General features: G+C 66.6%; 19 protein-coding genes. 6 read left to right on the top strand and 13 right to left on the bottom strand.

Annotated features, from left to right (window positions below; all coding sequences use genetic code 11):
• Window positions 1-163: 163 nt before the first annotated feature.
• The 7 genes from BLU29_RS06345 to BLU29_RS06375 form a co-directional block, all read right to left on the bottom strand.
• Window positions 164-3460 (bottom strand): TonB-dependent receptor, encoded by a 3297-nt coding sequence (locus tag BLU29_RS06345; protein ID WP_091056028.1) that lies wholly within the window; start codon window positions 3458-3460, stop codon window positions 164-166.
• A gap of 76 nt (window positions 3461-3536) precedes the next feature.
• Window positions 3537-4568 (bottom strand): FecR domain-containing protein, encoded by a 1032-nt coding sequence (locus BLU29_RS06350; RefSeq protein WP_091056029.1) that lies wholly within the window; start codon window positions 4566-4568, stop codon window positions 3537-3539.
• Window positions 4568-5098: an RNA polymerase sigma factor gene (locus tag BLU29_RS06355; protein ID WP_091056031.1), complete on the bottom strand. Its 531-nt coding sequence runs from the start codon at window positions 5096-5098 to the stop codon at window positions 4568-4570. Before BLU29_RS06355 ends, BLU29_RS06350 begins: the two co-directional genes overlap by 1 nt.
• A complete protein-coding gene (locus BLU29_RS06360; RefSeq protein ID WP_157693682.1) occupies window positions 5095-6027 on the bottom strand; it encodes a substrate-binding domain-containing protein in 933 nt (310 codons plus the stop codon). Before BLU29_RS06360 ends, BLU29_RS06355 begins: the two co-directional genes overlap by 4 nt.
• A gap of 1 nt (window position 6028) precedes the next feature.
• Window positions 6029-7093 carry a substrate-binding domain-containing protein gene (locus BLU29_RS06365; RefSeq protein WP_091056032.1) on the bottom strand — a complete coding sequence of 355 codons (1065 nt, stop codon included), beginning with the start codon at window positions 7091-7093 and terminating at the stop codon, window positions 6029-6031.
• Window positions 7094-7117: 24 nt separating this feature from the next.
• Window positions 7118-8158, bottom strand: coding sequence for a YncE family protein (locus BLU29_RS06370; RefSeq protein ID WP_197677773.1), 1041 nt, complete (start codon window positions 8156-8158; stop codon window positions 7118-7120).
• 19 nt (window positions 8159-8177) lie between these two features.
• On the bottom strand, window positions 8178-8708 hold the full coding sequence (locus tag BLU29_RS06375) for a hypothetical protein (protein ID WP_197677774.1): 531 nt from the start codon (window positions 8706-8708) through the stop codon (window positions 8178-8180).
• Between the two features lie 160 nt (window positions 8709-8868).
• Between BLU29_RS06375 and rraA the strand changes: the two genes are divergently transcribed.
• The gene (gene rraA / locus BLU29_RS06380) at window positions 8869-9348 is read left to right on the top strand and encodes a ribonuclease E activity regulator RraA (RefSeq protein ID WP_091056034.1); all 480 of its coding nucleotides are present in this window, start codon (window positions 8869-8871) and stop codon (window positions 9346-9348) included.
• On the opposite strand, the gene BLU29_RS06385 is transcribed toward rraA, so the two are convergent.
• Complete coding sequence (locus tag BLU29_RS06385; protein ID WP_231962320.1) at window positions 9349-10254, bottom strand: cation diffusion facilitator family transporter; 906 nt, start codon at window positions 10252-10254, stop codon at window positions 9349-9351. It abuts the gene before it with no gap.
• 84 nt (window positions 10255-10338) lie between these two features.
• On the opposite strand from BLU29_RS06385, the gene BLU29_RS06390 reads away from it, so the two are divergent.
• Together BLU29_RS06390 and BLU29_RS06395 are read left to right on the top strand one after the other, a co-directional pair.
• Entirely contained in the window at window positions 10339-10794 is a 456-nt protein-coding gene (locus BLU29_RS06390) for an acetolactate synthase (protein ID WP_091056035.1), read from the top strand.
• Window positions 10795-10863: 69 nt separating this feature from the next.
• Window positions 10864-13584 (top strand): sialidase family protein, encoded by a 2721-nt coding sequence (locus tag BLU29_RS06395; RefSeq protein WP_091056037.1) that lies wholly within the window; start codon window positions 10864-10866, stop codon window positions 13582-13584.
• Window positions 13585-14005: 421 nt separating this feature from the next.
• Here BLU29_RS06395 and BLU29_RS06400 read toward each other — a convergent pair whose 3' ends face one another.
• The 3 genes from BLU29_RS06400 to BLU29_RS06410 all read right to left on the bottom strand — a co-directional run bounded on the left by BLU29_RS06400 (window position 14006) and on the right by BLU29_RS06410 (window position 16633).
• The gene (locus tag BLU29_RS06400; protein WP_091056039.1) at window positions 14006-14482 is read right to left on the bottom strand and encodes a DUF3299 domain-containing protein; all 477 of its coding nucleotides are present in this window, start codon (window positions 14480-14482) and stop codon (window positions 14006-14008) included.
• Between the two features lie 161 nt (window positions 14483-14643).
• Window positions 14644-15849 carry an ABC transporter permease gene (locus tag BLU29_RS06405; RefSeq protein ID WP_091056040.1) on the bottom strand — a complete coding sequence of 402 codons (1206 nt, stop codon included), beginning with the start codon at window positions 15847-15849 and terminating at the stop codon, window positions 14644-14646.
• Window positions 15850-15952: 103 nt separating this feature from the next.
• Window positions 15953-16633 (bottom strand): ABC transporter ATP-binding protein, encoded by a 681-nt coding sequence (locus BLU29_RS06410; RefSeq protein WP_091056042.1) that lies wholly within the window; start codon window positions 16631-16633, stop codon window positions 15953-15955.
• Window positions 16634-16765: 132 nt separating this feature from the next.
• Between BLU29_RS06410 and BLU29_RS06415 the strand changes: the two genes are divergently transcribed.
• Complete coding sequence (locus BLU29_RS06415; protein WP_091056043.1) at window positions 16766-19216, top strand: sodium-translocating pyrophosphatase; 2451 nt, start codon at window positions 16766-16768, stop codon at window positions 19214-19216.
• Between the two features lie 349 nt (window positions 19217-19565).
• Here the strand turns inward: BLU29_RS06415 and BLU29_RS06420 are convergent, their stop codons facing one another.
• On the bottom strand, window positions 19566-20012 hold the full coding sequence (locus BLU29_RS06420) for a DUF5069 domain-containing protein (RefSeq protein ID WP_157693684.1): 447 nt from the start codon (window positions 20010-20012) through the stop codon (window positions 19566-19568).
• A gap of 159 nt (window positions 20013-20171) precedes the next feature.
• On the opposite strand from BLU29_RS06420, the gene BLU29_RS06425 reads away from it, so the two are divergent.
• On the top strand, window positions 20172-21923 hold the full coding sequence (locus BLU29_RS06425) for a DUF885 domain-containing protein (RefSeq protein ID WP_091056047.1): 1752 nt from the start codon (window positions 20172-20174) through the stop codon (window positions 21921-21923).
• A gap of 45 nt (window positions 21924-21968) precedes the next feature.
• Here BLU29_RS06425 and BLU29_RS06430 read toward each other — a convergent pair whose 3' ends face one another.
• On the bottom strand, window positions 21969-22871 hold the full coding sequence (locus BLU29_RS06430; RefSeq protein ID WP_091056048.1) for a LysR family transcriptional regulator: 903 nt from the start codon (window positions 22869-22871) through the stop codon (window positions 21969-21971).
• Window positions 22872-23060: 189 nt separating this feature from the next.
• Here BLU29_RS06430 and rhlP point away from each other — a divergent pair, with 189 nt between their 5' ends.
• Window positions 23061-23975 (top strand): rhombotarget lipoprotein, encoded by a 915-nt coding sequence (gene rhlP / locus BLU29_RS06435; RefSeq protein ID WP_091056050.1) that lies wholly within the window; start codon window positions 23061-23063, stop codon window positions 23973-23975.
• Window positions 23976-23999 lie beyond the last annotated feature (24 nt).

Consider the following 23999-nt stretch of genomic DNA (forward strand, 5'->3'; position numbering starts at 1 on the left):
ATGGATTGGCTGGAGGGGAAATCAGTCTGCCCGCGGGAAGAGGGAGCATCTTGGCCCCGTCCCATGAACCGAAGCTGAATCGTGCATTAATTCTCGTTTATCCGGGGCGGGCAAACCGGAGGTCCCGCGACCCCCGGTTGCTTCACCCAGTCATCCGCCTGACTCAGAATTTGACATCGGCGGAAATGAACCAAAGGCGGCCGACGGGGGAATATTGCGCCACGTCGACGTTGTTGTTGTTCGAGCCGGCGGGCTGCGACTTCGGCGCAAAGGGCGGCATCTTGTTGGTCAAGTTGTTCACGCCGACGGTGACCTTCAGGCCCTTGAGGCATTTCCACAGCGCGGAGGCCTCACCCTTCCCGAAGGTGAAGGAACCCTGCAGGTCGAACGTCGTGTAGGCGGCGACCTTCGTCGCGGGCGGCGTCGCGGGATTGGCCAGGTAAAGGTCGGGGATCTGGCCGCTGAGGATGTCCGTCATCGAGCTGACATGGGTGCTGCCCAGCTGCGCGGCCCAGTCGCCCTGCTTCCACTCGAGCGTGGAGTAGAAGCTGTATTTCGGGAACGTGCCGCTCATCGTCTGGCCGTTCGTGGAGTAACCGGCGTATTCGTAGACCGGGTCGGTGGGCAGGCGCTGGACGAGGAAGGACTGCAGGTAGGTGCCGGTGGTCGAGACCGTGAACCGGCCGAGGCTGGTGGCGGGCAGCTCGTATTCCAGGCTGAGGTCCATCGCCTTGACGTGCACCGTGCCGGAGTTCGCCTGGTTGTCCAGGATGTAGAGGTCGCCGGCGTAGCCGGGACTCGTGATGTAGGTCTTGAGGCCGCCGGGCGCGGCGAGCAGCGCCTGGCTGGAACCGGGACCGCCCGGGATGTTGCCGACCGCGGCGTTGCGGAAATAGGGCGAGGCGGAACCCAGGGTGTTGACGCTGGCGACGATGACGTTGCCGCCGATACCGGCGGGCAGGCCGTTCTGGGTGACGTCGACGTAGTTGACCGTCACGCTCAGGCCCTTGACGGCCTTGGGCGACACGACGACGCCGAACGAGCTCGAGTGCGATTTGCTCGGTTGAAGCCCCGGGTTGTTGCCGTTGCCGGAGAAGAAGGTCTTGGTGCCGACCGTCGGGTCCAACAGCGCGGTGGCGAGGATCGTGTTGGTGACAAAGCCGCCGTTGGGCGTGGAGAACAGCGCACTGAGGGTCGGGGCCGTGAACGACCGCGAATACGTGTAGCGAAGGGTGACCTGCTCGTCCACCGGCTGCCACCGCAGGCCGATCTTGGGGACGGTGGATTTGCCGGCGTCGCTGTATTTCTCATACCGCTCGGCCAAGGTGAGGTCGAGGGCGTGCAACGCGGGCGGGGCGAGCTTGTCGCCGGTGACCGGCACGCGGACCTCGGCGAAGAGCGAGTCGATGTCCCGGCCCTGGCCGAACGGGTCGAAGAGCACGCCGCCGGCCCAGTTCGACTTGGTCAGGTCGCCGCGGTAGGAATTGTTGTCGGGCAGGCCGGAGAGCGATTCGCGGCGCCGGGCCCCGCCGAGCGCGAGGCCGACCCGGCCCGCCGGCAGTTCGCCGAAGGCGCCCACGAGCTTGGCATCGACCGACGTCAGCCGGCTGTCCACCTTGATCAGCTCGGTGCCGTAGACGTTGGCGAGGGCCGCGGGATCGAGGCCGGCGCGGGCGAACGGATCGAGCGCGGGCTGGACGACGGTCGCGCCGGTGGCCAGCGAGGTAACCTTGCTGAACTTGCCGCCGGCCATGACCGCGCCGGAGGCGTCGAAGCCGCCGTTGATGGCCGGCAGGAAGTTCGGGACGAAGACGACGTTGGCGAGGCGCTGGTCGAGCTTGTTCTCGCTGTAGGTGTAGCCGACCTCCCAGTTCCAGTCGGGATTGATCTCGCCGCGCATACCGAAGGTCAGCCGGTCGCCGCGAGCGTGGTTGGAGGTCTTCACGCGGGTGTCGAGCGTGCCGGCGACGACGCCGGCCACCGCACCGGTCGTGGGATTGTAGGGCGCGCCCGCCGGCACCGTGACGGTGCGGAGGTTGCCGAGGAAGTTGCCGTTGCCGCCGAGGTTCTGGGTGGAGCTGCGGGTGTCGGCGGTCATCAGGTCCCCGAAGACCGTCAGTTTCTTCGGGATCATGACCGCGGAATAGCTGATGACGGCGGAGCGCTGCTCCTGGGCGAGCAGGATGTTGGTGTAGGGCGCGACATTGAAGAGCGGGATGGAGGGGTCGCCGGCGGCGACGTAGGTGCCGTTGGCGATCAGGTCGGCCATGCCGGCGGCCGTCGCCGCGGTGCCCACGGGATTGGACTGGCTGGGCGAGTTCAGCGTCGGCTTCAGGTAGTTGCCGGCGACGAAGCCCGGGAAATTGGTGCCGGGCTTCAGGTTGGCGTTGACCGGATCCGTCGCGTGGGCCGGATCGAGGACGCCGGCCGCGTTGTAGCGGGAGTAGAGGAAGGGCCGGTCCGCCTGGAAGAGCGGGTCCGTCTTGGACCAGCTGCCGGTCACGGTGATGTTCGCGTCCCCGGCGTGGGCGCCGGCGACAAAGTAGCCGGAGCGTTCGCTGTAATGCCCGGTGTTGGTGGTGAAGGCGTAGCGGCCGCCCACCTCGCCGCCGCGGTAGTCGGACTTGAGGATGATGTTGACCACGCCGCCGATGGCGTCGGAGCCGTAGATGGCCGAGGCGCCGTCCGTCAGCACCTCCATGCGCTCGATGGCGGCGGCGGGAATCATGTTGATGTCGACGAAGCTCTTGCCGCCATTGCCATTGATGCCGCTGGTGGCGATACGCCGGCCGTTGATGAGCACGAGCGTGTCGAGGTTGCGCAGGGCGATCTGCGAGCCGCCGGCGGTGCTCTGGTTGGTGTTGGTCGCATTGCTGTTGCCGGCGTTGCTGCGACCGGCGAAGGCCGGGATGCGCTTGCGCAGGATCTCAAGCAGGTTGGAATTCAATCCGGTCTGGGCGATGTCATGCTGGCCGAGCACGACGACCGGCACGGCCGCGGCGTCGGCCGCCGTCGGGATGTTCGATCCGGTGGTGACGACGTAGGTCTCCAGCCTGGTGACCTCCTCGGCATTCTCGGACCCCGCCTTGGGTGCCGGCGCGGGATTCTTGTCCGCCTTGACCGGAGCCGAGCGCCGCACGGCCAGCGCGCCGGTCTTGGCGTCCTCGCTGGCGGCCAGGCCGGTATCGGCGAGCAGGGCGTCGAGGGCCTCCCGCGGCCGCAGCGATCCCTTGACCGCGCGGGTCTGAACCCCACCGACCGCCTCCGGGGAGAAGACGATCTCCCGCCCGGCCTGGGCGGCAAACTGTTTCAGCGTCTGGCCGGCCGGCCCGGCGGGAATATCAAAGGCCACCGGCTCCGCCGGCGCGGCGAAGACCCGGGCGGGGAATGATCCGGAAAGCAGCAGCAAGCCGAACACGGGCCAGAGGGCCCGGCGCAAGAGGGTAAACGGGGACTTCATGTGTGGGGTTGGGGTTCACCTGCTAAGAAACGCCGCGGACAATTTTCCGCTAAAGGTATTTGGCGCCGCCCGCGGCTCAGTGCTGCAAGCTGATCTCCGCCTCATCACTGCGCACGGCCCGCATGCCGAAGTCCGATTCCATCAGGCGAACAAAGCCCTCGATGTTGTCCGAGCGGAAGCTCGCACTCAACCGGACGCGGCCCAGCGCGGGATCCGCCAGCACCAGCCGCACCGGGTTGTGGCGGTTGAACTCGGCGGCGATGTCCGCCAGGGTCGCATCCGAGAAATCCAGCAGGCGCGGCTGCCAGGCGAGTTGCTCCGCCATCTGCTCGCCCGACAGCTGGGCGACCTGGGCCGTCGCCGGGGAGAACGGCACCACGGCGCAGTCACCGGGCAGCAGCAGCGGGGTCGCCGGGCTCATGCCATTGGGGGAGTGCTCGTCGGGATGCTCGACGTGCACCTTGCCCTCGGTGACAAGGACCTCGACCGCCGAGGAGCCGAGCCGGACATTGAACGCCGTGCCGACCGCCTGCACCTCGATCCCGTGCGCGACCACGACAAACGGGCGCAGCGGATTCTTCGCCACGCTGAAATGGGCTTCGCCGCACACCAGGCGGACCCGGCGTTCACTGGGCGTGAATTCGACGGTCAGCACCGAGCCGCGGTTCAATTGCACCTCGGAGCCATCGGTCAGGAGGCGCTCCTCGATCGGGGCCACGGGAGCCCAGCGCCCGGCCGCCGGGGCGGAAGACGGGGGCGCGGGGCGGGAGAAAAACAGGCCGAGGATCAGGGCGGCGGCCGCCGCCAGGCCCAAGGGCGCATAAAGCCGCCAGGCCCGACGGGGGAAAACCGCCACCGGCGGAGGGGCCAGCAAGTCCGGATCGGGTCTCGCCTGCACCGAGGCCTGCAGGCCCGCCAGCCGGTCAAGCTCATCCCAGCCGCGGCTGTGCTCGGCAAACGCGGTGCGGTGTCGCGGGTCGGCCGCCAGCCACTGGGACAGCTCGTCCTGCTCGACCGCGGTCAGACCGCGGTCCTGGCGCAACACCCATTCCGCCGCGTGGGCCGCCAACGGGTCTTCATCCGCTTCCGGGTAATGATTCCGGTGCATCAGCGCGCGTGGTTATGTTTGCGGAAATACTCCACGCATTTTCGCAGACCGATGCCGCCCTGGGCCTCGACGGTGTGCTCGGAGATGTGCAACCGCGCCGCCACCTCCTTTTGGGACAGGCCGTAGATTTTCCGCAAGGTGATGATCTGGCGACAGCGTTCGGGCAGGGATTGGATGGCGGCGATCAAAAATTGGAGTTCCTCGGCATGGACGATCGTCTCGGGGATGCCCGCGCCACCATCCAAGACAGTTGAAAGGTCGGTTTCCGTTAAGCCATTCGGTTGCGAATATCGCAAGTGCCGCAACTGGTTGAGCGCCAGATTGCGCGCCGTGGTGAAAAGAAAGGCGCGGGGATTGGCGATCGGCCCCTTCGCGTGGGCCTTCAGAACGCGGACATAGGCTTCCTGCACCAAGTCCTCGGCATCGGACAGCGTCGAAAACCGGGCCCGCAGCCACGCCAGCACGGCGGGGCCGTGCGGCAGCACCTGCTCCGCAAACCACCGGTCCGAGTCGCGTTGGACGGGGTTCATGGGGCGGAGACCAGTGGGAAGAACCCCTGCGCATCGGCCGTGATGGCCCCCTGCCCTTCCGGGCCGAGCACATAGCGCAAAAACTCCCGGGTCACGGCATCCGGTGCCGGCCCGGTCACGAGATAGATGGTCCGCGCCAGCGGATACCGGCGTTGCGCGATTTCCGCCTCCGTGCCGGTGTAGAACGGGCCGGTGTCCGCCTCGCCGAGCGCGAGCGCCTTCACGCCGGGCACGGCATAGGCGAAGCCGCTGTAGCCGATCGCGGTCTCATCGGCCGCCACCGCGCGGGTGATTTGCTCCAGCGACTGGGCGCCACCGGGCACGTCGGTGTATTCGTGCAGATCGTCGCACCATACGCGGCCGGCGAGCAGGCGGTTTTCCAGAAAGTTGACGATGCCGGGCGGGTTGCCGGTCTCGCGGCGCACCTTCATCCCGTGCAGGGTGATTTTCCGCGCCGCCCACCCGCCGGTCAGGCCGAGCTGGCCCCAGGTCGTGATTTGGCCGGCGCGGGAGAAGATTTCCCGGAGCTGGGCGAGGGAGATCCGCGCCAGCGGGTTCTTCTCGTTCACGAAAATCACGATGGCGTGCGTGCCGCCCTTCGTGGCCCGGCTGCCGGTGGCCACGGGCACCAGCTGCGGCGCGCCCCCGGCGAGCTGCGTGATGCGCGCCTGCTCGGTGGCGAACAGCTCGCGCGCGTAGGGCGCCACCCGCACCTCGCCCCGCGCCAACGGATCGGTGAAATCCGCCGAGAATTTCGCCCGGAGCGTGATGCGCGCCGGCGTGCCGTGGTGCTGCGCGGTGAAGCCGGCCGTCCAGGCCTGCATCAGGCCGTCCATGCTCTCGGCGCTGGCGCAGGGCAGCTCCGCCGCCCGCAAAAAACAAGCCCCCGCCAGCAAGGCGAGGGCTGAGACTGACAGGCTGACTTTCACGTCAGTCGAGCTTGGCGAGCTCCTCTTGCACAACCTCGGGCAGCAGCGGCATGAAGACGCCCTCGGCGGCCACGACGTTCTGGCCCTGCTGGCTGAGCACGCACTTCAGGAACTCCTTGATCTTGGGCTCGAGCTTGGTGCCCGGCGGACGGTTGACGTAGATATAGACGTAGCGGCTGAGCGGATAGACGTGGTGATACACCGTGTCGATCGTCGGCGCGATGAACGGGTCGCCGTCCTTCTCGGCCAGCGGCACGACGCGGACGTCGTCGGTGACGTTGGCGAGCAGCGCGTAGGTGAGGCCGCCGAGCTGCGTGTGCATGTCGTTCGAGGCGACGGTGAACGCGTGGGTGAAGCCCTGGCCCTTGACGTTCTGGATGCCGTCGCGCCATTCGCCGTTGTTCAGCACCTTCCACTTGAAGAACTGCTCGATGCCGTTGGGCGGCCTGAGGCCGTAGGGGTGGATCGGACGGTCGGCCCACTCGCCGGTGAGGCCGAGCTGGCCCCAGGTCGTGATCGCCTCGCCGCCGCGGTTGTGCGACTTGGAATAGATCTGGTCGAGCTGCTTGAAGGTGAGCCCCTTGATCGGGTTGCTTTTCGCCACCAGCACGATGCTGGTCGCGGTCTTGCCGAGCGAGCCGAGGCTGCCGGTGGCGACCTTGATGGCGAACGGCTCGTAGCCGAACTTCTTCACGAAATCATCGTGCTCCTTCGGCAGGGCCTCGCGGCCGACGGGCGCCAGGTGCGCGATGCCGGCGGTCAGCGCGGGCACGCCGCTGCCGGAGGCGCGGGCCTCCATCGTGACGCTGAGGCGCGGGTAGGCCTCGCGGAACATCTTGATCCAGCCGAGCGTGATCTCGTCCATGATGTCGGCACCGACGAGATTGAGTTCTTCCTCGGGGACGGACGCGACCGGGCCGGGTTTCCACGCGGGAATGGCCGGATCGGCCTTGAGGTGGTGCTCGACCGCGGCGTATTTCAGCGCGAAGGCGGGGCTGGAGGCGACCAGGGCAAGCGCGGCGGCGAGGGCCAGCCGCGGCGCGGTGAGGAATGACGGGGTATTCATGGAAGGAACAGGGGCTGGGCCGGATCAGCGGCGCGTGTAAGTCAGCAGCGTGAAGGTGTCCTTGAAATACTTGTTCGGGTAGAACGGCGCGATCTCGGCGCGTTGCTTCTTGGCCGGGTCTACCGTGCCCTCGGCGGTCGTCAGGTAGACCGTCTTGGTCTTGGGGTCGAGCGCCATGGTCCGGGCGTAGGGCCGCGTGGTGGCCGCCTCGGCGAGCTTGTAGGTGTCGGCGTCGACCTGGTCGATGATGACCAGCGTGCCGTCGAACCCGTTCGCGGTGTAGATCTTTTTCGTCCCGGCGTCGAAGACGATCTGGTCGTTGCCGCGGCCGATCGTGCTTTCAGCGACGATCTTGCCGGTCGGGTCGAACACGAGCAGCGCGGGGTTTTCGCCGCGGGTGGTGACGAAGAGGCGCTTGGTCGCCGGGTCGAACGCGACGCTGTTCGGCTTCACGTGGCCACCGATCGTCCACTCGCCGAGGAGCGTGCGCTTCCGGGCGTCGATCTTGATGACCTTGTCCTTGTCGCGCAGCGCCGTGTAGAAGTTGCCTTCGCCGTCGGCGACGCAGCCCTCGATGCTCTCGCTGTCGATCTTGAGCACACCGTTGGCGGCGCCGGTCCTGGCGTCGACGAAGGTCACCTGGCTGCTGTCGCCCTGGGTGACGAGGAGCTGCTGGGTGACCGGGTCGTAGAAGGCGTTGTCGGCGTTGTCGCCGACGTTGATGATGCCGGTCTTCTTCAGCGTGGAGAGCTGGTAAACCAGGAGATTGCCGTCCTGCTTGACGACGTAGGCGCGGTCGAACTCCGGCACGAGGATCGTGGAGTTGCCGCCCGCGGACCCTTCGAGGGCGCTGGTGATCTGCTTCGCCTTGGTGTCGTAAACCAAGATGCCGTCGTCGCGGCGCGCGATGTAGAGGCAGTCCCGCGATGGGTCGAAGGTCAGGTAATCCCACGACGGAACCGTCGGGCTCTTGATGGTGAGCGCCGATTCCAGCCGGTAGAATTGCGGGGCGGCCGACAGGCCGGCCCACGTGAGCACCGCAAGCGCGGCAAGCTTGAGTTTCATGAGGACGGGCGGACGGAGGTTACTTGGCCGGGGCGAACAGGCCCTCGTAGCTCGGAATCTTCTTCTGCAGCTCGTCGCGGAGCTTGGTGCCCTTGGCGAAGAACTCGGCCTCGAGCTTGGCGTTGCTGCCGTTGGGCGAGAAATCGGGGTTCTTGTAGGCGGCGACCAGCAGGCCGCAGTTTTCGCCGGCGGCGTCGCGCAGCGGCATCATCATGACGAACTTCTTGACCGGGTCCTTCAGGCGGTGCCAGCGGGCATCAAGGATGGTGATGCCGAGCTCGATGATCATCACGTCATCCGGGTCGTCCGGGTTGCCGATGCGGTCCGGGTAGGAGCCGGCGAACATCGTGTAGACCTTCGACATGCCCGGGGGCACGCCGTGGAAGGTGATGCTGATCAGCTCGGGGTGGTTGGCCATGATCTCGTCAGACAGCACCTGGGCCTGGATCTTCTGGGCCGGGGGCGTCCAGTTCTTCTTGGGGGCCTCGGCGGCGCACAGCACGGTGGCACCGAGGACGAATGCACAAAGCAGTTTGAGGGCGGTTTTCATAAGCTTCTCGGGATAGGGGTTGCGGGGATGGTGGGGGAAAGCCGACCCACTATCGCACCGGCCCCTAAAGCTAACCTTAACCTGTTCTGAATTATTTTTAAGCGATCCGCCGCTCGACTAGCCGGCGGCGGCGCCTAGGATGAAGCCACTTCCCTGCCCCATGCCCATTAATACCGCCGACCTGATTGATCAGCACGGGGACCTGCTCCTGAGCTGCGAGACCCAGTTCCGCCAGTATGGCGGCCGGCGGTTTTTCCACGGCCCCGTGCGCACGATCCGCACCCGGGAGGACAACGCCCTGATCAAGAAACTGCTGGGTGAACCCGGCGCCGGCGCCGTGCTGGTGGTGGACGGCGGCGGCTCATTGCGCACCGCCCTGCTGGGCGACATGATCGCGACCTCGGCGCGGGAAAACGGCTGGGCCGGCGTCATCTTGCATGGAGCCGTGCGGGATACCGTGGCCCTCGGCCGGATCGACCTCGGCATCAAGGCCCTCGGCTCCAACCCCCGCAAGAGCGCCAAGGCGATGACGGGCACCGTCGACGGGCCGGTGACTTTCGGCGGCGCGACTTTCACTCCGGGCAGCTGGGTTTACAGCGACGACGACGGCGTGGTCGTCAGCCCCCGCCAACTGCCCTGATCACATCCGCGCCGGCTCGATATGCACGGCCACGTCGGTGATGGCGAGCGGCGCCGCCATGAGCGCATCCTTCACCGCGTGGGCGATCTCGTGGCCCTCGCGCACGCTCTGCGTGCCGTCGACGTGCACGTGGATGTCCACCAGCAGGCTCAGTCCGCTGCGCAGCACGCGGCATTTCTCCACGTAGCGCACGCCCGGCACCACGCCGGCCAGCCGCCGGATTTCCGTTTCGGTCTCCCATGGCACCGCCGTGTCCATGATCTCGCCGAGCGCCGCCCGCGCGATACCCACGCCGTTGTAGGTGATCAGCGCGCACGCCGCCAGCGCCGCCCAGTCGTCGGCCGCCTCGTAGCCCTTGCCCCCGATGACGCCGATGGCGATGCCGATGAAGGCCGCGCCCGAGGTGAGCGCGTCGCTGCGGTGGTGCCACGCCTCGGCCTTGAGCGCCGTCGCGCCGTATTGCGCGTCCAGCCGCAGCATCCGGCGGGAGAAAAACTCCTTCAGCGCCACCACGATGGCGAGCAGCGGCAGGGTCAGCCAGTGCGGCCCCTGGTGCGGCGTGACGATCGCGTGCACGCTCTCCCACGCGATGGCGGCGGCCGCCACGAAGACCGTGCCCGCCACGAACAGCCCGGCCACCGCCGAGGCCTTGCCGTGGCCGTAGGGATGGTCCGCATCGGGCGGCTTGGCGGCGACGCGGAAGCCCGCCCACACCAGCAGCGACGACAGGGTGTCGAGCAGGGATTCCGCCGCGTCGGCCACCAGGGCATAGGAGTGACCCAAAATGCCGCCGGCCAGCTTGGCCACGCCGAGCACGAGATTCAGCAGGATGCCGGTCGCGACAAAACGCGCGCTGGTTTCGGCGCGCTGCGTCACGGTCGTGTGGCGGTCGGTCGGGGAGGGCACTCGCGCACACTAGGTTTACACCCCACCGGCACAAGGCGGCATTGACCGCCCCGTCCGGCCGCCCTAGGGTGCCGCCTGTCGCCCATGTCTGACACCGCTGCACCGGTCGCCGCCGATCCCGTCAAACAGTTCTCCGTGTTCATCGAGAACCGCGTCGGACGGCTGCACGACCTCGTGGCCCTCCTCGGGAAGCACAACGTCCACATCATGGCGATGACCACCATCGACCAGACCGACACCGCGCTCGACCGGTTCGTCGTGGACGACCCCGACCGCGCCCGCGAGCTGATGGCGGCGAACAATTTTTTCTTCACCGAGTGCGAGGTGGTCGCCGTGGAAATCAGCAACGAATCCCAGCTCAGCGCCGTGCTGGGCGCGCTGCTGACCGTCGAGGTGAACATCCACTACGCCTATTCCTTCCTGATGCGTCCGCGCGGAAAATCCGCCCTCGTGCTCAGTGTCGAGGACAACGACCTGGCCGCCAGCGCCCTCAACACGCAGGGCTTCAAGGTCCTCACGCAACGCGACATCTCGCGGTAGGCCCCGTCTCCCGTTTCATTGCTGCTTTTGGTTGCCCTCTCCGGCCGGCTCCGGTGTCATGCCCATCCTATGAATATGAGGAAGCTGCGCACCCTGATCCCCCTCCTGGCGTCACTGCCCGTCCTGATTGCCACCGCCCAACCCGTCAATGAGGCCCAGCTCAAGGGGCTCAAGGCCCGCGCCCTGGGTCCCGCCATCATGGGCGGCCGCATCTCCGACATCGCCATCGACCCGCACAATCCGTCGGTTTTCTACGTCGGCTTCGCCACCAGCGGCGTCTGGAAGAGCACCAACAACGGCGTGACCCTTTCCCCCGTCTTCGATGACCAGCCCGCCCAGTCCATCGGCGCCGTGGCCGTCGCCCCTTCGGACAGCGATATCGTCTGGGCCGGCACCGGCGAGGGCAACGACCGCAATTCCTCCGGCTGGGGCGTCGGCCTGTTCAAATCGACTGACGGCGGCGGCAAGTGGGAGTTCGCCGGCCTCAAGGACTCCCGCACCATCCGCCGCCTGGTCATCCATCCGACCAATCCCGACATTGTGTTCGCCGCCGCCGGCGGCTCGCTCTGGACCGACGGCGGGGAACGCGGACTCTACCGCACCATCGATGGCGGCAAGTCCTGGAAACTCGTCCTCGGCGCCCCCGCCCCGCACGACGCCATCACCGGCTGCTCCGACGTGGTGATGGATCCGGTCAATCCCGACGTGCTTTACGCCGCGCTCTACGCCCGGCAGCGCAAACCCTGGGCCTTTCTTTACGGCGTGAACGCCACCCGGGACGGCGCGGACACCGGGGGCATCTTCAAGTCCGTCGACGGCGGCACGACCTGGACCAAATTGACCAACAACCTCCCGAGCCAGACCGGCCGCATCGGGCTGGCCGTCGCCAAAAGCAAACCCGGCACCGTCATGGCCATCGTCCAGAGCGACGAGGGCGGCACGAGCGACATCGACACGAACCACAGCCGCCGCGGCGGCGTGTTCCGTTCCGAAGATGCCGGCGCCACCTGGGCCCGGGTCAATCCCTTCAACCCCCGGCCGTTTTATTTCAGCCGCATCGAGATCGACCCCGCCAACGACCGGCGCGTCTACGTCATCGCCTGGCACGTTTACGTCTCCGACAATGCCGGCGGAACCTTCCGCGAGGACCGCTCCGGCAACGTGCACGCCGACGTCCACGCCCTGGCCATCCAGACCGGCAGCGTGCCGCCGCCGCCCAAGAAAAAACCCGACGACAAGGACGACAAGCCCACGCCCCCGCTCTCACCGCGTCTCCTCATCGGTACCGATGGCGGCCTTTATCAGACCTTCGACGCCGGTGAAAACTGGCAGTTCCTGAACTCCGTGCCGGCCGGCCAGTATTACCGCATCGCGCTCGACAATTCCACGCCCTACCGGATTGCCGGCGGCCTGCAGGACAACACCAACTGGGTCGGGCCCTCGCGCACCTTCACCAAGGAGGGCATCCGCAACTCCGACTGGACCATGATCGGCGGCGGCGACGGCTTCTATGCGGTGTTCGACCCGACGGACAAGGACGTCATCTTCGCCGAGTCCCAGGGCGGCTCCGTTCACCGCTTCAACGCCCGCACCGGCGAGATGCGCGACTCCCAGCCCAAGCCCACCGAGGGCACCAAGGGCTTCCGCTTCCAGTGGTGCGCTCCGCTCATCGGCAGCGCGCACAACAAGGACGTGCTTTACCTCGGCGGCAACCGCGTCTTCAAGCTCACCAACCACGGCGAAACCTTCGCGATCATCAGCCCCGACCTCTCGCACAACGACGGCGACAAAACCGCCACGGTCGGCAGCAACGCCGAGAACTACGCCGTCGTCTACGCCCTTGCCGAATCCCCACTCAAGGCCGGGCGCCTCTTTGCCGGCACCGATGACGGCCGCCTCTGGGTCACCTCCGACGAGGGCCAGCAGTGGACCGAGCTCACCGCCCAGGTGCCGGCCGAGGCCCGCGGCAAGTGGGTCGCCCGCATCGAGCCCAGCCATTACGACGCCGATTCGGGCTACGTCGTCTTCACCGCTTACCGCACGGGCGACGATACGCCCTACGTCTACAGGTACTCCAAGCTCGGCGCGGAATGGACGCGGGTCACGGGCGATCTCCCCGCCAACACCACCGCCTGCGTCCTGCGCGAGGACCTGGTGAACCCCAACCTCCTCTACCTCGGCACCGAGTTCGGACTCTTCACCTCGCTTAACGCCGGCAGGAACTGGGTGAAATTCGGCGGCCTGCCCGCGGTGCGCGTCGACGACATCCAGATTCACCCCGGCGAGGCCGATGTGGTCGTCGCCACGCACGGCCGCTCGCTCTACGTGCTCGACGACAGCCGGCCCCTGCGTGAATTCACGCCCGAGATCGCGGCCAAGGACATCCATCTTTTCAGCATCCGGTCCGCCCACGCCCGGATGTTGCTGCCCGGCTGGGTGGACTCGGGCGGCACCGGCTTCTTCGAGGGCAAAAACCCGCCCGAAGGCGTGCTCCTCACCGTCTGGGTGAAGGCATTCACCGGGGAGAAATTCAAGCTCACCATCGCCGACGCCACCGGCCGCGAAGTCGCCAAGTTCGAGCAGCCCGCCGTGCCCGGCTTCAACCGGTTCAACTGGGATTTGCGCCTGCAGAAGGACTACCACTTTGAGTACATGGGCGACGACGTGAACCGTTTCGTGCCACCCGGCGAATACACCGCCACGCTCAGCCTCAAGGACACCAAGGTGAAGCAGACCTTCCAAGTCACCGTGGAGGCGGGCCTAAGTTCCTTCGGCACCTACCGGAACTGACGCCCCCGCAGGCAATGGGTCGGTTTGGCCCCTTCGCTGTTGTAGGTCGGGGTTTATCCCCGATCGGTCGCGTGGCATGTCGGGCCTAATCCCAAACACCCAAAGCTTTTACACGAAGGCCGCAAAGAACGCAGAGATGTTTCCCATCGCAGGATCTGCTTCGCGGCCTTGGCGACCTTGGTGTAGAGTGTAGTAGCTTGAGGCGATTGGCGTAAAGCCCGACCTACATCAAGCTGACCACTACCCACCCGCAAGGTCGGCCCCTCCCCGGCGCCGGGCAGCTCAACGCCCGGCAGTTGAGCGCCATCTCGCATAAATCCTGCCGCGTGCCCAAGGCACCCGGCCCGCCAATCCCATGGAGCGAAAGCTTCGTCACCGACGATAAGATCTACCGCGTCTACCTCGCCCCAGACGAGGCGCCCTATCCTTTCGTGTCCGCCATCCGGTCGCCCTCGAGCAGGTAGACCCCGGTCAGGTAACCGTTCTCGAACATCTCGCCGACCTTCAGCTTGCCCTCGAAGGTGATGGGCAGGTCCATCAGCGGCTTCACCCCGCCACCCACCATCTTGACGACCACCCACTCGTTGACCTTCGGCATGACGCCGTAGCAGCACATCATCGGGTCCTTCACGAGGAGGAATTCCGTGACGAGGCCCTTGTCCATCTTGGTGGGCAGCATGAACCCCGTCACCGCCACCTTGTGCTGGTCGAGCGCCTTGATCGGCGCGGGAATCTGGTCGGTCGGCTTGGCGGTCTCGGTCTCCGGCGGCGTGTAGGTGTAGGACGCCAGCCGGTCGAAGCCGACATTCTCATAGCCGTCCGTCTTCGCGGGCTCGTCCGCGCGCAGCACCAGCGCGCCGGTCAGCAGAAGGGAGAGGATGCGCCACGGATTTTTCATGGCACGGAACCTAGCCATGGGCGGCCGGGCGTCAAAGAATTTGGTGGGAGGCATGACCTCATGAAGCCGTTTCCCATGTAGGAGCCTGCTTGCAGGCGATCCCGGCGTTGACTGTCGGCGCGGGCTCCGAATCGCCTGCAAGCAGGCTCCTACACAAAAACCTACGACACCGGCGCAATCGTCTCCGCCACCGGCACGCGGTAGGCCTTGAGCGCCGGCACCAAGCCGCCGAGCACCGCCAGGCCGGTGAAGGTCGCCGGGCCCCACCAGAAGACCGGGTTCCATTGCAGCGGCTCGAGCACCACGCCGGTTTGCGCCTGGATGATCGACGCCACGAATGCAGCCAGCCCCGCGAACACCGCGAAGCCCGCCGCGGAGCCGAGCAGGCCGATCGCCGCGGCCTCGCCCACCACGGCACCGAACACCGTGCGGCGCCGCGCCCCGAGCGCGCGCAGGATGGCGATGTCGCGCGCCCGGGCGCTCATCGAGTTGTAGATGCTCACCAGCACCGAACCGGCGGCCACCGCGGCCACGAGCCACGCGACGAGCGTCAGCACCTTGTCCACCCAGCTGATCTTGTTGAAGAGCTCGGCCACGATGCTGCCGATGGGATAGGCGAAGGTGAGTTTGCCGCCCGAGGCATTGAGCTGGTTGTTGAGCATCAGGCCGGCGGTCGGCGCGCGCAACTGGATGAGCACGGCGCTGAGCTCGGTCTTCGCCAGCGGGTTGTGGCCGCTCATCGTCTGCACGCCCTCGAGCGGGATCCAGATGACGCGGTCCACCGGGGAGTTCGTCGGCGCGAGCACGCCGACCACGGTGTAGACTTCCTCGTGCTGCTCGCCGTCGGGATTGAACGCCAGCCCGTGATACGGCCGGAACGTGCTGCCGACGGTCCAGCCGAGCTGTTTCGCCGCGTAGCTGCCGACGACGGCCTCGTGTTCGCCGATCTTGAAGTTCCGCCCGCCCGGCACGAGGGCGTAGCGCCTGCCCGGGGCATACTCGATGTCGCTGAACAGTTGCTCGACGGTGCCGGCGATACGCCAGCCGCGGAAGTTGTCGCCCACCGCGATCGGGATGGCCGCCTTCACCGCCGGGTGGTGCCGGATCATCTCGTAGTCCTTGGCGTCGATGTTGCCGGGCGAGGCCTCGAGGTGGAAGATGGCGTTGAGCACGAGCTGCAGCTTCGAGCCGCGCGCGCCGAGCACGGCGTCAAAGCCGGAGTTGGTCGCGGCGAACACGGACTGCGACTGCGTCTTCACGACCCACACCGTCAGCAGCAGGCCGGCCGCGAGCGCGATGCTGGCGGCGGTCACGACGGTCGAGAGCGCATGCTGCCGCAGCGAGCGGTAGATGAGGTTGAAGATCACGGCAGGAAAACTCCAAAGACCAAGGGGCTAAACTCCCAACAAAGTTCAAAATCCGAACCTTCAGGATTCTGCTTTGGCCTTTGGACCTTTGGCGTTTGGGATTTCATGATGCAGTCATGTTGAGCGCCCGGTTCATCGCCGAAAAGTCCTGCATGTGCTCGAAGGCCGCCAGCACCCGCTCGTCGTGGCTCACGAGCAGCAGCGCGGCGCCGGATTCGCGGCAGACCTCGCGGATCAGCTCGAGCGACTCGCGCGCATGGCGGCGGTCGAGGTTGCCGGTCGGCTCGTCGGCGAGGACGAGCTTCGGCCGGTTGGCCAGGGCGCGGGCCACCGCCACGCGCTGCTGCTGGCCGGTCGAGAGCTGGCGCGGGAAATGCCCGAGCTTGTCGCCGAGCCCCACGCGCTGGAGCAGCGACGCGGCGTGCGCCCGGTCCACCCCGCGGCCGAACGCCATGCCGAGCTCGACGTTCTCCAAGGCCGTATGCCCCTGCAGCAGGTTGAAGGTCTGGAAAATGTAACCGATGGCCTCGGCCCGCAGCCGGTCGCGGCGGGCCTCGCCGAGCGTGGCGACCTCGCGTCCGTCGAGCCGGATGCTGCCGCTGTCCGGGGCCAGGATGCCGGCGATGAGATGGAGGAAGGTCGTCTTGCCCGTGCCACTCTCGCCGCGCAGGGCCTGCTGGGCGCCGGCGTCGAGGGTGAACTCCCGCACGTCCACCACCCGGTGTTCCCCGCCGCCCGGCCGGGCGTAGGTCTTCACCAGATCCTTGATTTCGAGCAGTGGCATGAGGGAAACAGCAGGTAGGATTAAACTCCCTCAGAGGTCAATGGTTCCGCCCCGGCGCCCAGATTTAACTGGCCTCACTTCCGCGCGTTTGCCAAGTTCCGCGCCCAACACCCCCACTCAATCCCCCCAGCTATGCTTAAATCCTACCCCTGGAAACGAGCGGGCGCCTTGGCCACTGCATTGGCCGCGTCCGCTTCCCCCGCCCTCGCCAGCGAGGCCGACATCCACATCCCCGACCTCAACTCCGTCAAGTTCCTTGGCGGCTCGCTGAGCGGCAACAACGTCCTGATGATCGGACTCGCGGTCTGCGTCCTCGCGATGATCTACGGCTGGATGCAATACGTGCAGACGAAGAACCTGCCGGTGCACAAGTCGATGGCCGACGTCTCCCAGATCATCTGGGAAACCTGCAAGACCTACCTCTTCCAGCAGGGCAAGTTCCTCGCCGGCCTCTGGGTCCTCATCGCCGTGTGCATGGGCTATTATTTCGGCGTGCTCTCGGGCAATTCCACCGGGCACGTCATCATCATCCTGCTGGCCTCGGTGCTCGGCATCCTCGGCAGCTATGGCGTCGCGTGGTTCGGCATCCGCATCAACACCGTCGCCAATTCCCGCGCGGCGTTCTCCGCCCTCCAGGGCAACCCGCTCGCCACCCTCCTCATCCCGCTCAAGTCCGGCATGAGCGTCGGCCTGGTCCTCGTCGCCATCGAGCTGTTCTTCATGATCTGCATCCTGGCGTTCCTGCCGGGCGATCTCGCCGGCCCGTGCTTCATCGGCTTCGCCATCGGCGAGTCCCTCGGCGCCTCGGTGCTTCGCATCTGCGGCGGCATCTTCACCAAGATCGCCGACATCGGCGCCGACCTGATGAAGATCGTCTTTCAGCTTCCGGAGGATGACCCGCGCAACCCCGGCGTCATCGCCGACTGCACCGGTGACAACGCCGGCGACTCCGTCGGGCCGACCGCCGACGGTTTCGAGACCTACGGCGTGACCGGCGTGGCGCTCATCGCCTTCCTCGCCCTCGCCCTCGCCGCCAACCCCGCGCTCTGCGCCACGCTCATCGTCTGGCTCTTCGCCATGCGCATCCTGATGGTGCTGACGTCGCTCGCCAGCTACTGGATCAACGACGCCGTCTCGAAGGCCATCTGGGGCAACGCGAAGAACTTCAACCTCGAGCACCCGCTGACCAACCTTGTCTGGATCACCTCGATCGTCTCGATCGGCGTCACCTACGCCGCCAGCTACGTGTTGCTCGGCCACCGCATGGGTTACCCCGACCTCTGGTGGGTGCTCTCGACCATCATCTCGCTCGGCACCATCGCCGGCGCGCTGATCCCGGAGTTCACCAAGATCTTCACCTCCACCGAAAGCCGCCACGTCAAGGAGGTCGTCACGTCCTCCAAGCAGGGCGGCGCCTCGCTCAACATCCTCAGCGGCCTCGTCGCGGGCAACTTCTCCGCGTTCTGGACCGGCCTCTGCATCCTCTCGCTGATGTTCGGCGCGTATTACTTTTCCGGCCACCCCGCCCTCCAGGCGATGATGCCCGACCAGTTCCGCTTCGCCGCGCCGATCTTCGCGTTCGGCCTCGTGGCCTTCGGCTTCCTCGGCATGGGCCCCGTCACCATCGCCGTCGACTCCTTCGGCCCGGTCACCGACAACGCCCAGTCCGTCTACGAACTCTCGCAGATCGAGGGCAAGCCCGGCATCGCCGCCGAGATCGAGAAGGACTTCGGGTTCAAGCCCGATTTCGAGGGCGCCAAGCACCAGCTCGAGAAGGGCGACGGCGCCGGCAACACCTTCAAGGCCACCGCCAAGCCCGTCCTCATCGGCACCGCGGTCGTCGGTGCCACCACGATGGTCTTCGGCATCATCATGATGCTGCAGGCGCACTACTCGGCCCTCGACCCGCACTTCAGCGTCCTCGAGCGCCTCTCGCTCGTGCACCCCGAGGCGCTCATGGGCCTCTTGATGGGCGGCGCGGTCATCTACTGGTTCACCGGCGCCTCCACGCAGGCCGTCGTCACCGGTGCCTACCGCGCGGTGGTCTACATCAAGGACAACATGAAGCTCGACGCCGCCACCGCGGCGACCGAGGCCTCGAAGGAGGTCGTGAAGATCTGCACGCAGTATGCGCAGAAGGGCATGATCAACATCTTCGTCGTCATCTTCTGCTTCAGCCTCGCGCTGGCGTTCTTCGACCCGTTCTTCTTCATCGGCTATCTCGTCGGCATGGCCTTCTTCGGCCTCTTCCAGGCCATCTTCATGGCCAACGCCGGCGGCGCCTGGGACAACGCCAAGAAGATCGTCGAGGTCGACCTCAAGATGAAGAACACCCCGCTGCACGCCGCGACCGTCGTCGGCGACACCGTGGGCGACCCGTTCAAGGACACCTCGTCCGTCGCGCTGAACCCCGTCATCAAGTTCACGACGCTCTTCGGCCTCCTCGCCGTCGAGATCGCCGTGAAAATGGAGCCCGGCCTGAAGCACGCGCTCGGCGCCGCGATCTTCGTCGTCGCGCTCGTGTTCGTGTATCGCAGCTTCTACGGCATGCGCATCCCGGTCGACACGGCGAAGAAAGCCTGAGGTGGAGCGCGTTGACCTCAACGCGCTATCTTTCCCTCATTCAAACCGCGGCAAATTGCCGCGGTTTTTCTTTTCCACCAGGGGTGGAACCCGGCCTCCGGACGGGTTTGTCTTTCGCGCATTCAACAAACGCGTCCGGAAGCCGCGTTCCACCTACCTCAGCACTTTCCGCAACGCCGCGCGGTCCAGCGCGTTTCCTCCGGCAGGCCGATGGAGATGTTCGGGCGGCTTGCGGTCAAGCCGCTCCACCTTCGTGCTTTTTTGCCTGAGAATCCGCCGGAGGACGGAGTTCTCGGGGCAAACACCGGGCCCGGCAGCAGCGGGCAACGGCGCGTGCCTTCGTGGGTAATCAGGTCCGTTGCACCGGCGGCTCGCGGCCCTCGCTGAGGTCGATGAGCTCGAAAGTGGTGCAGGCGGGATGCGCCTCCAGCCCGGCTTCCTTCTTCACCTTGGCAACAAAGCCGGAGACGCGGTCATTCCAGCCGAGCTTGCGCACATATTCGTTCCAGACGTTGGCCTGGCCGCGGTTCGGGCGCAGGCCGCGAGCGAAAATCCATTCCGCGATCTCCTCGTCCGTGCCGCCCTGCGCCACGCGCGCCTCGACCTCCTCAAACTTCACGTCGAGGAAACCGCACAGGTTGCCGTCGAGGCCGACCGACAGGCCGTAGTTGCGGTGGTAGTCCTCGGGCAGCCGGCCGGCCAGCTTCAGGCGCATCTTGTCGAGCATGCGGCCAAGGTGGTGCAGGCCGGCGAGGGTCTTGTCGGAGGGCGAGCGGAGGCCGTCAACTCGGGGCATGGAGGCAAGTTTTGCACAGGAGAAAACGGAGGCAAGGCAGGAGGCTGTGCTTTTCTCCGTTGGCTCTGTTTCCTCCTGTAAAAGCAATTTTTGGCGCATTGGTCTTTCTCGGCTAGCCTTCCGTGTGTTCCGTGTATTCCGTGGTAAAACTTCATCCCCATGAAACCCACCCGCCTGCTTGCCCTGCTTGCCACCAGCGTTTCCGCGCTGTTCGCCGCCGACAAAAACTTCGACACCTGGGCCGAGACCTTCTCCGCCGACTGGGTGCGCTCGAACCCGACGTTCTCGACCATCCAGCAATACCTGCCCGCCGGCGAACAAGACGCGCTCGACCGCCAGCTGACCAAGATCACCAAGGAAGCTCGCGCCGAACGCGTCGCGAAGGCCAGGGCCGGGCTCGCGGAGCTCGCGAAGTTTGACCGCGCCTCGCTGGACGCCCAGCAGCGCGTCTCCGCCGCCACCATCGAGTGGTCGCTCAAGGGCATCATCGAGTCCGAGCCGTTCGCCGACTACAGCTACGTCTTCAACCAGTTCCAAGGGCTGCACGTGAACCTCGTGAACTTCATGAGCCAGTCGCACCCCATCCGGAACAAGCGCGACGTCGAGAACTACCTGGCCCGCCTCGCGCTCATCGCCGGCCAGATGGACGAGGGCGTCGCCCAGGCCAGGGACGCCGCCGCGCGCGGGTTTCTCATGCCGGACTTCATCACCAAGTCCGCGCTCGGCCAGTTCGAGCGCTTCCTCGCCGACGCCCCGCGCCAGAACCGGTTCGTCGCCTCGCTCGACGAGCGCGCCGCCAAGCTCAAGGATGTCACGGAAGCCGAGCGCGCCCAGTTTGTCGCCGAGGCCGAGAAGATCACCACCGAGGCGATCATCCCCGCCTTCAAGCGCGCGCAGGCGCTGCTGCAAGCGCAGCTCCCGCTGACCACCGACCACGCCGGCATCTGCTGGCTGCCGGGCGGCGACAAAGCCTACGCCAACGCCCTCCGCCGCAGCACGACCACCGACATGACGGCCGAGCAGATCCATGCGCTCGGCCTCTCGGAGGTCGCGCGCATTGAGAAGGAAATGGACGCCCTGTTCCGGCAACTCGGCTACCAGGACGGCACCATCAAGGAGCGCATGGAAAAGCTCGAGGCCGACCAGCAGCCGAAGGAAGCCGACCCGCGCCCCGCCCTCCTGGCCCGTTTCGAATCGATCCTCCGGGACGCGCAGGAGCGGTCCAAGCTGGTGTTCGACATCACGCCCAAAGCGCCCGTCGTCGTGAAGCGCGAGCCGCCGTTCACCGAGAAGACCGCCGCCGCCCACTACACCGGCCCGGCCAAGGACGGCTCCCGCCCCGGCACGTTCTGGGCGCCGCTGCCCGGCCCCAAGTTCGAAATGGTGACAATGCGCACGCTCGTCTACCATGAGGGCGTCCCGGGCCACCACTTCCAGATCGCGCTGCAGCGCGAGACCGACAGCCTGCCGCGCTACCGGCGCGACGGCGTGTTCGGCGGCGGCTCGGCTTTCGCCGAGGGCTGGGCGCTTTACGCCGAGCAGCTGGCCGCGGAGAACAACTGGTATGACGGCGACCTCGTCGGCCACCTCGGCCAGCTCAACGACGAGCTCTTCCGCGCCCGCCGGCTGGTGGTCGACACCGGCCTGCACGCCATGAAATGGACGCGCCAGCAGGCGATCGACTACGGCATTCCCCCCTCGGAGGTGGAGCGTTACGTGGTCTGGCCCGGCCAGGCCTGCTCCTACAAGATCGGCCAGCTGAAGATCCTGGAGCTGCGCGCCAAGGCGAAGGCCGCGCTCGGGCCCAAGTTCGAGATCAAGCAATTCCACAATCTCGTCCTGCAGAACGGCAACGTGCCGCTGGCCGTGCTGGCGCAGGAGGTCGACGACTGGGTCGCGGCGAAGCGGTAGGGCGGCGAGTCCCTTCGCCGCCGGGCGCGAAACGGAGTCCGCGCCCTACCCCAACCGGTCCGACACCGCGAGGTCGGGCCAGTGTTTCGCCACGAAGCGCTGCGATTCCTCGAGCACCACGCGCACGAGCGGCGACGGCTCGCCGCTCCACAGCGCCGCCATCTCGAGCGGATCGAAACCCTCGAGCGGCAGCACGCGCACGTCCGGGTGTTTGACCACCTCGGTGTCGCCGAGGCTCACGCCGATGCCGTAGCCGTTGGCCACGTAGCGCGTGACCAGCTCCATCGAGCTCGCCTCGATCGAGTGCGGCCAGTCGATCTGCCGGCGCTGCAGACCCGTGCGGAAATTCCTGGTCATCGGCTCCGTGGGCGGCAGGCAGATGAGGGGCGCGGTGATTTCGCCGCCGGCCCAGAGTGTCGCGGCGGACTTGAGCTTGGATTTCTTGTGCACCAGCAGCACCAGCGGCAGGCGCAACAACCGCAGGCAGCGCACCCGCGCGGGCGGCTTGCTCTCGAGCGGAACGATGGCGAGGTCGATCTCCCGGTCGAGCAGCCACTGCTCCACCTCGTGCTGGAAACCCGAGCGCAGGCCGAGCCGCAGCTTCGGCTCGTGGCGGCGCAGCTGCTCGACGACGGCCGGCAGGTAGTCGCGCAGCACCAGCTCGGAAGCCCCGATGCGCAGCGACGGGGCGGACTGCTTGCGCAGTTTCTCGGCCACCGGAAAGAGGTTGTCGAAGAACGGCCGGACAAACTCATAGAGCTCCTCCCCCTCGCGGGTGAGCTTGAACGGCTGGCGCTCGAAGAGCTTCGCCCCGAGATCCTCCTCCAACAGCAGGATCTGGCTGCTGACCGCCGGCTGCTGGATGCCGTAGGGCATGTTGCGCACCGCGCGGCTGATGCCGCCGTGCCGCGCCACATAGTAGAACAGCTCCAGGTGGTGGATGTTCATGCGAGGCCAGACAGTGCAAGACCACGTGACGGACGCAATGTAGTTCGGCCTGTCGCGGCGGTCTATGACCGCCGCCATCCGGAAACGGCGCGCATAGAGCGCCGCTACGGTCATCCATTGGGCCGCTCAATGGCCCGCATCGGGTTTATCGATTAACGCGGCCGCGGCCTTTCCGGTATCCTGCGCACCATGAAATCCAAGTCCTTGCCCCTGCTCCTCGGCGCGATCCTATCCCTCGGTCTTGGCGGTTGCGCCACCTGGTATAACAGCAGCCGCCACGAGGCGAACAGCGTCGTGCAGTTCCTTTACCCGGACCAGAGCCAGCCCTTCATCCAGCCGCAGATTCCTACCTTGCGGCTGCCGTTGCGGGTCGGCGTGGCCTTCGTCCCGCCCGCACCCAGCAAGGGCCAGGCCTGGCGCGCGCCCGAGATGATTTCCGAGACGCAGAAAGCCCTCCTGCTGCGCCGGGTGGCCGCGGAGTTCAAGGCGCTGCCCTTTGTCCAGTCGATCGAGATCGTGCCGACGACCTACCTGCGCCCGGGCGGCGGGTTTGACAACCTGGACCAGCTCCATGGGCTCATGGGCATCGATGTCGTCGCCCTGGTGTCCTATGACCAGGCCCAGAACACCAGCGACACCCCGTGGAGTCTTTCCTACTGGACCATTGTCGGGGCGTATTTCGTGCCGGCCCAGAAGAACGACACCCACACGCTCATGGAGGCCGTCGTCTACGACATTCCCAGCCGGAGCCTGCTCTTCCGCGCGCCCGGGGTGAGCATGGTCAACGGTCACTCCACTCCCATCCGCACCGACGCCGAACTGCGGGCCGACTCGGCGCGCAGCCTCGACGAGGCCGCCAAGGATCTCACCGTCAACCTGCAGCAGGAACTCGAGCTCTTCAAGGTCCGCGCCAAGGAGGAGCCGCAGAGCATCCACATCGAGCACAAGCCCGGCTACACCGGCGGCGGCGCGTTGGACGGTTGGTTCGCCGCGCTGCTGGTGCTGCTGCTCGCCGGCCGTTTCGCCTGTCCCCTCATTTGCAGGAGCCTGCTTGCAGGCGATTCGAAACGCCCGACAGCAGGCCACCTACCCAATCGCCTGTAAACAGGCTCCTACAACGAACCCGAG

It is taken from the genome of Opitutus sp. GAS368 (assembly GCF_900104925.1).
Lineage (GTDB): Bacteria > Verrucomicrobiota > Verrucomicrobiia > Opitutales > Opitutaceae > Lacunisphaera.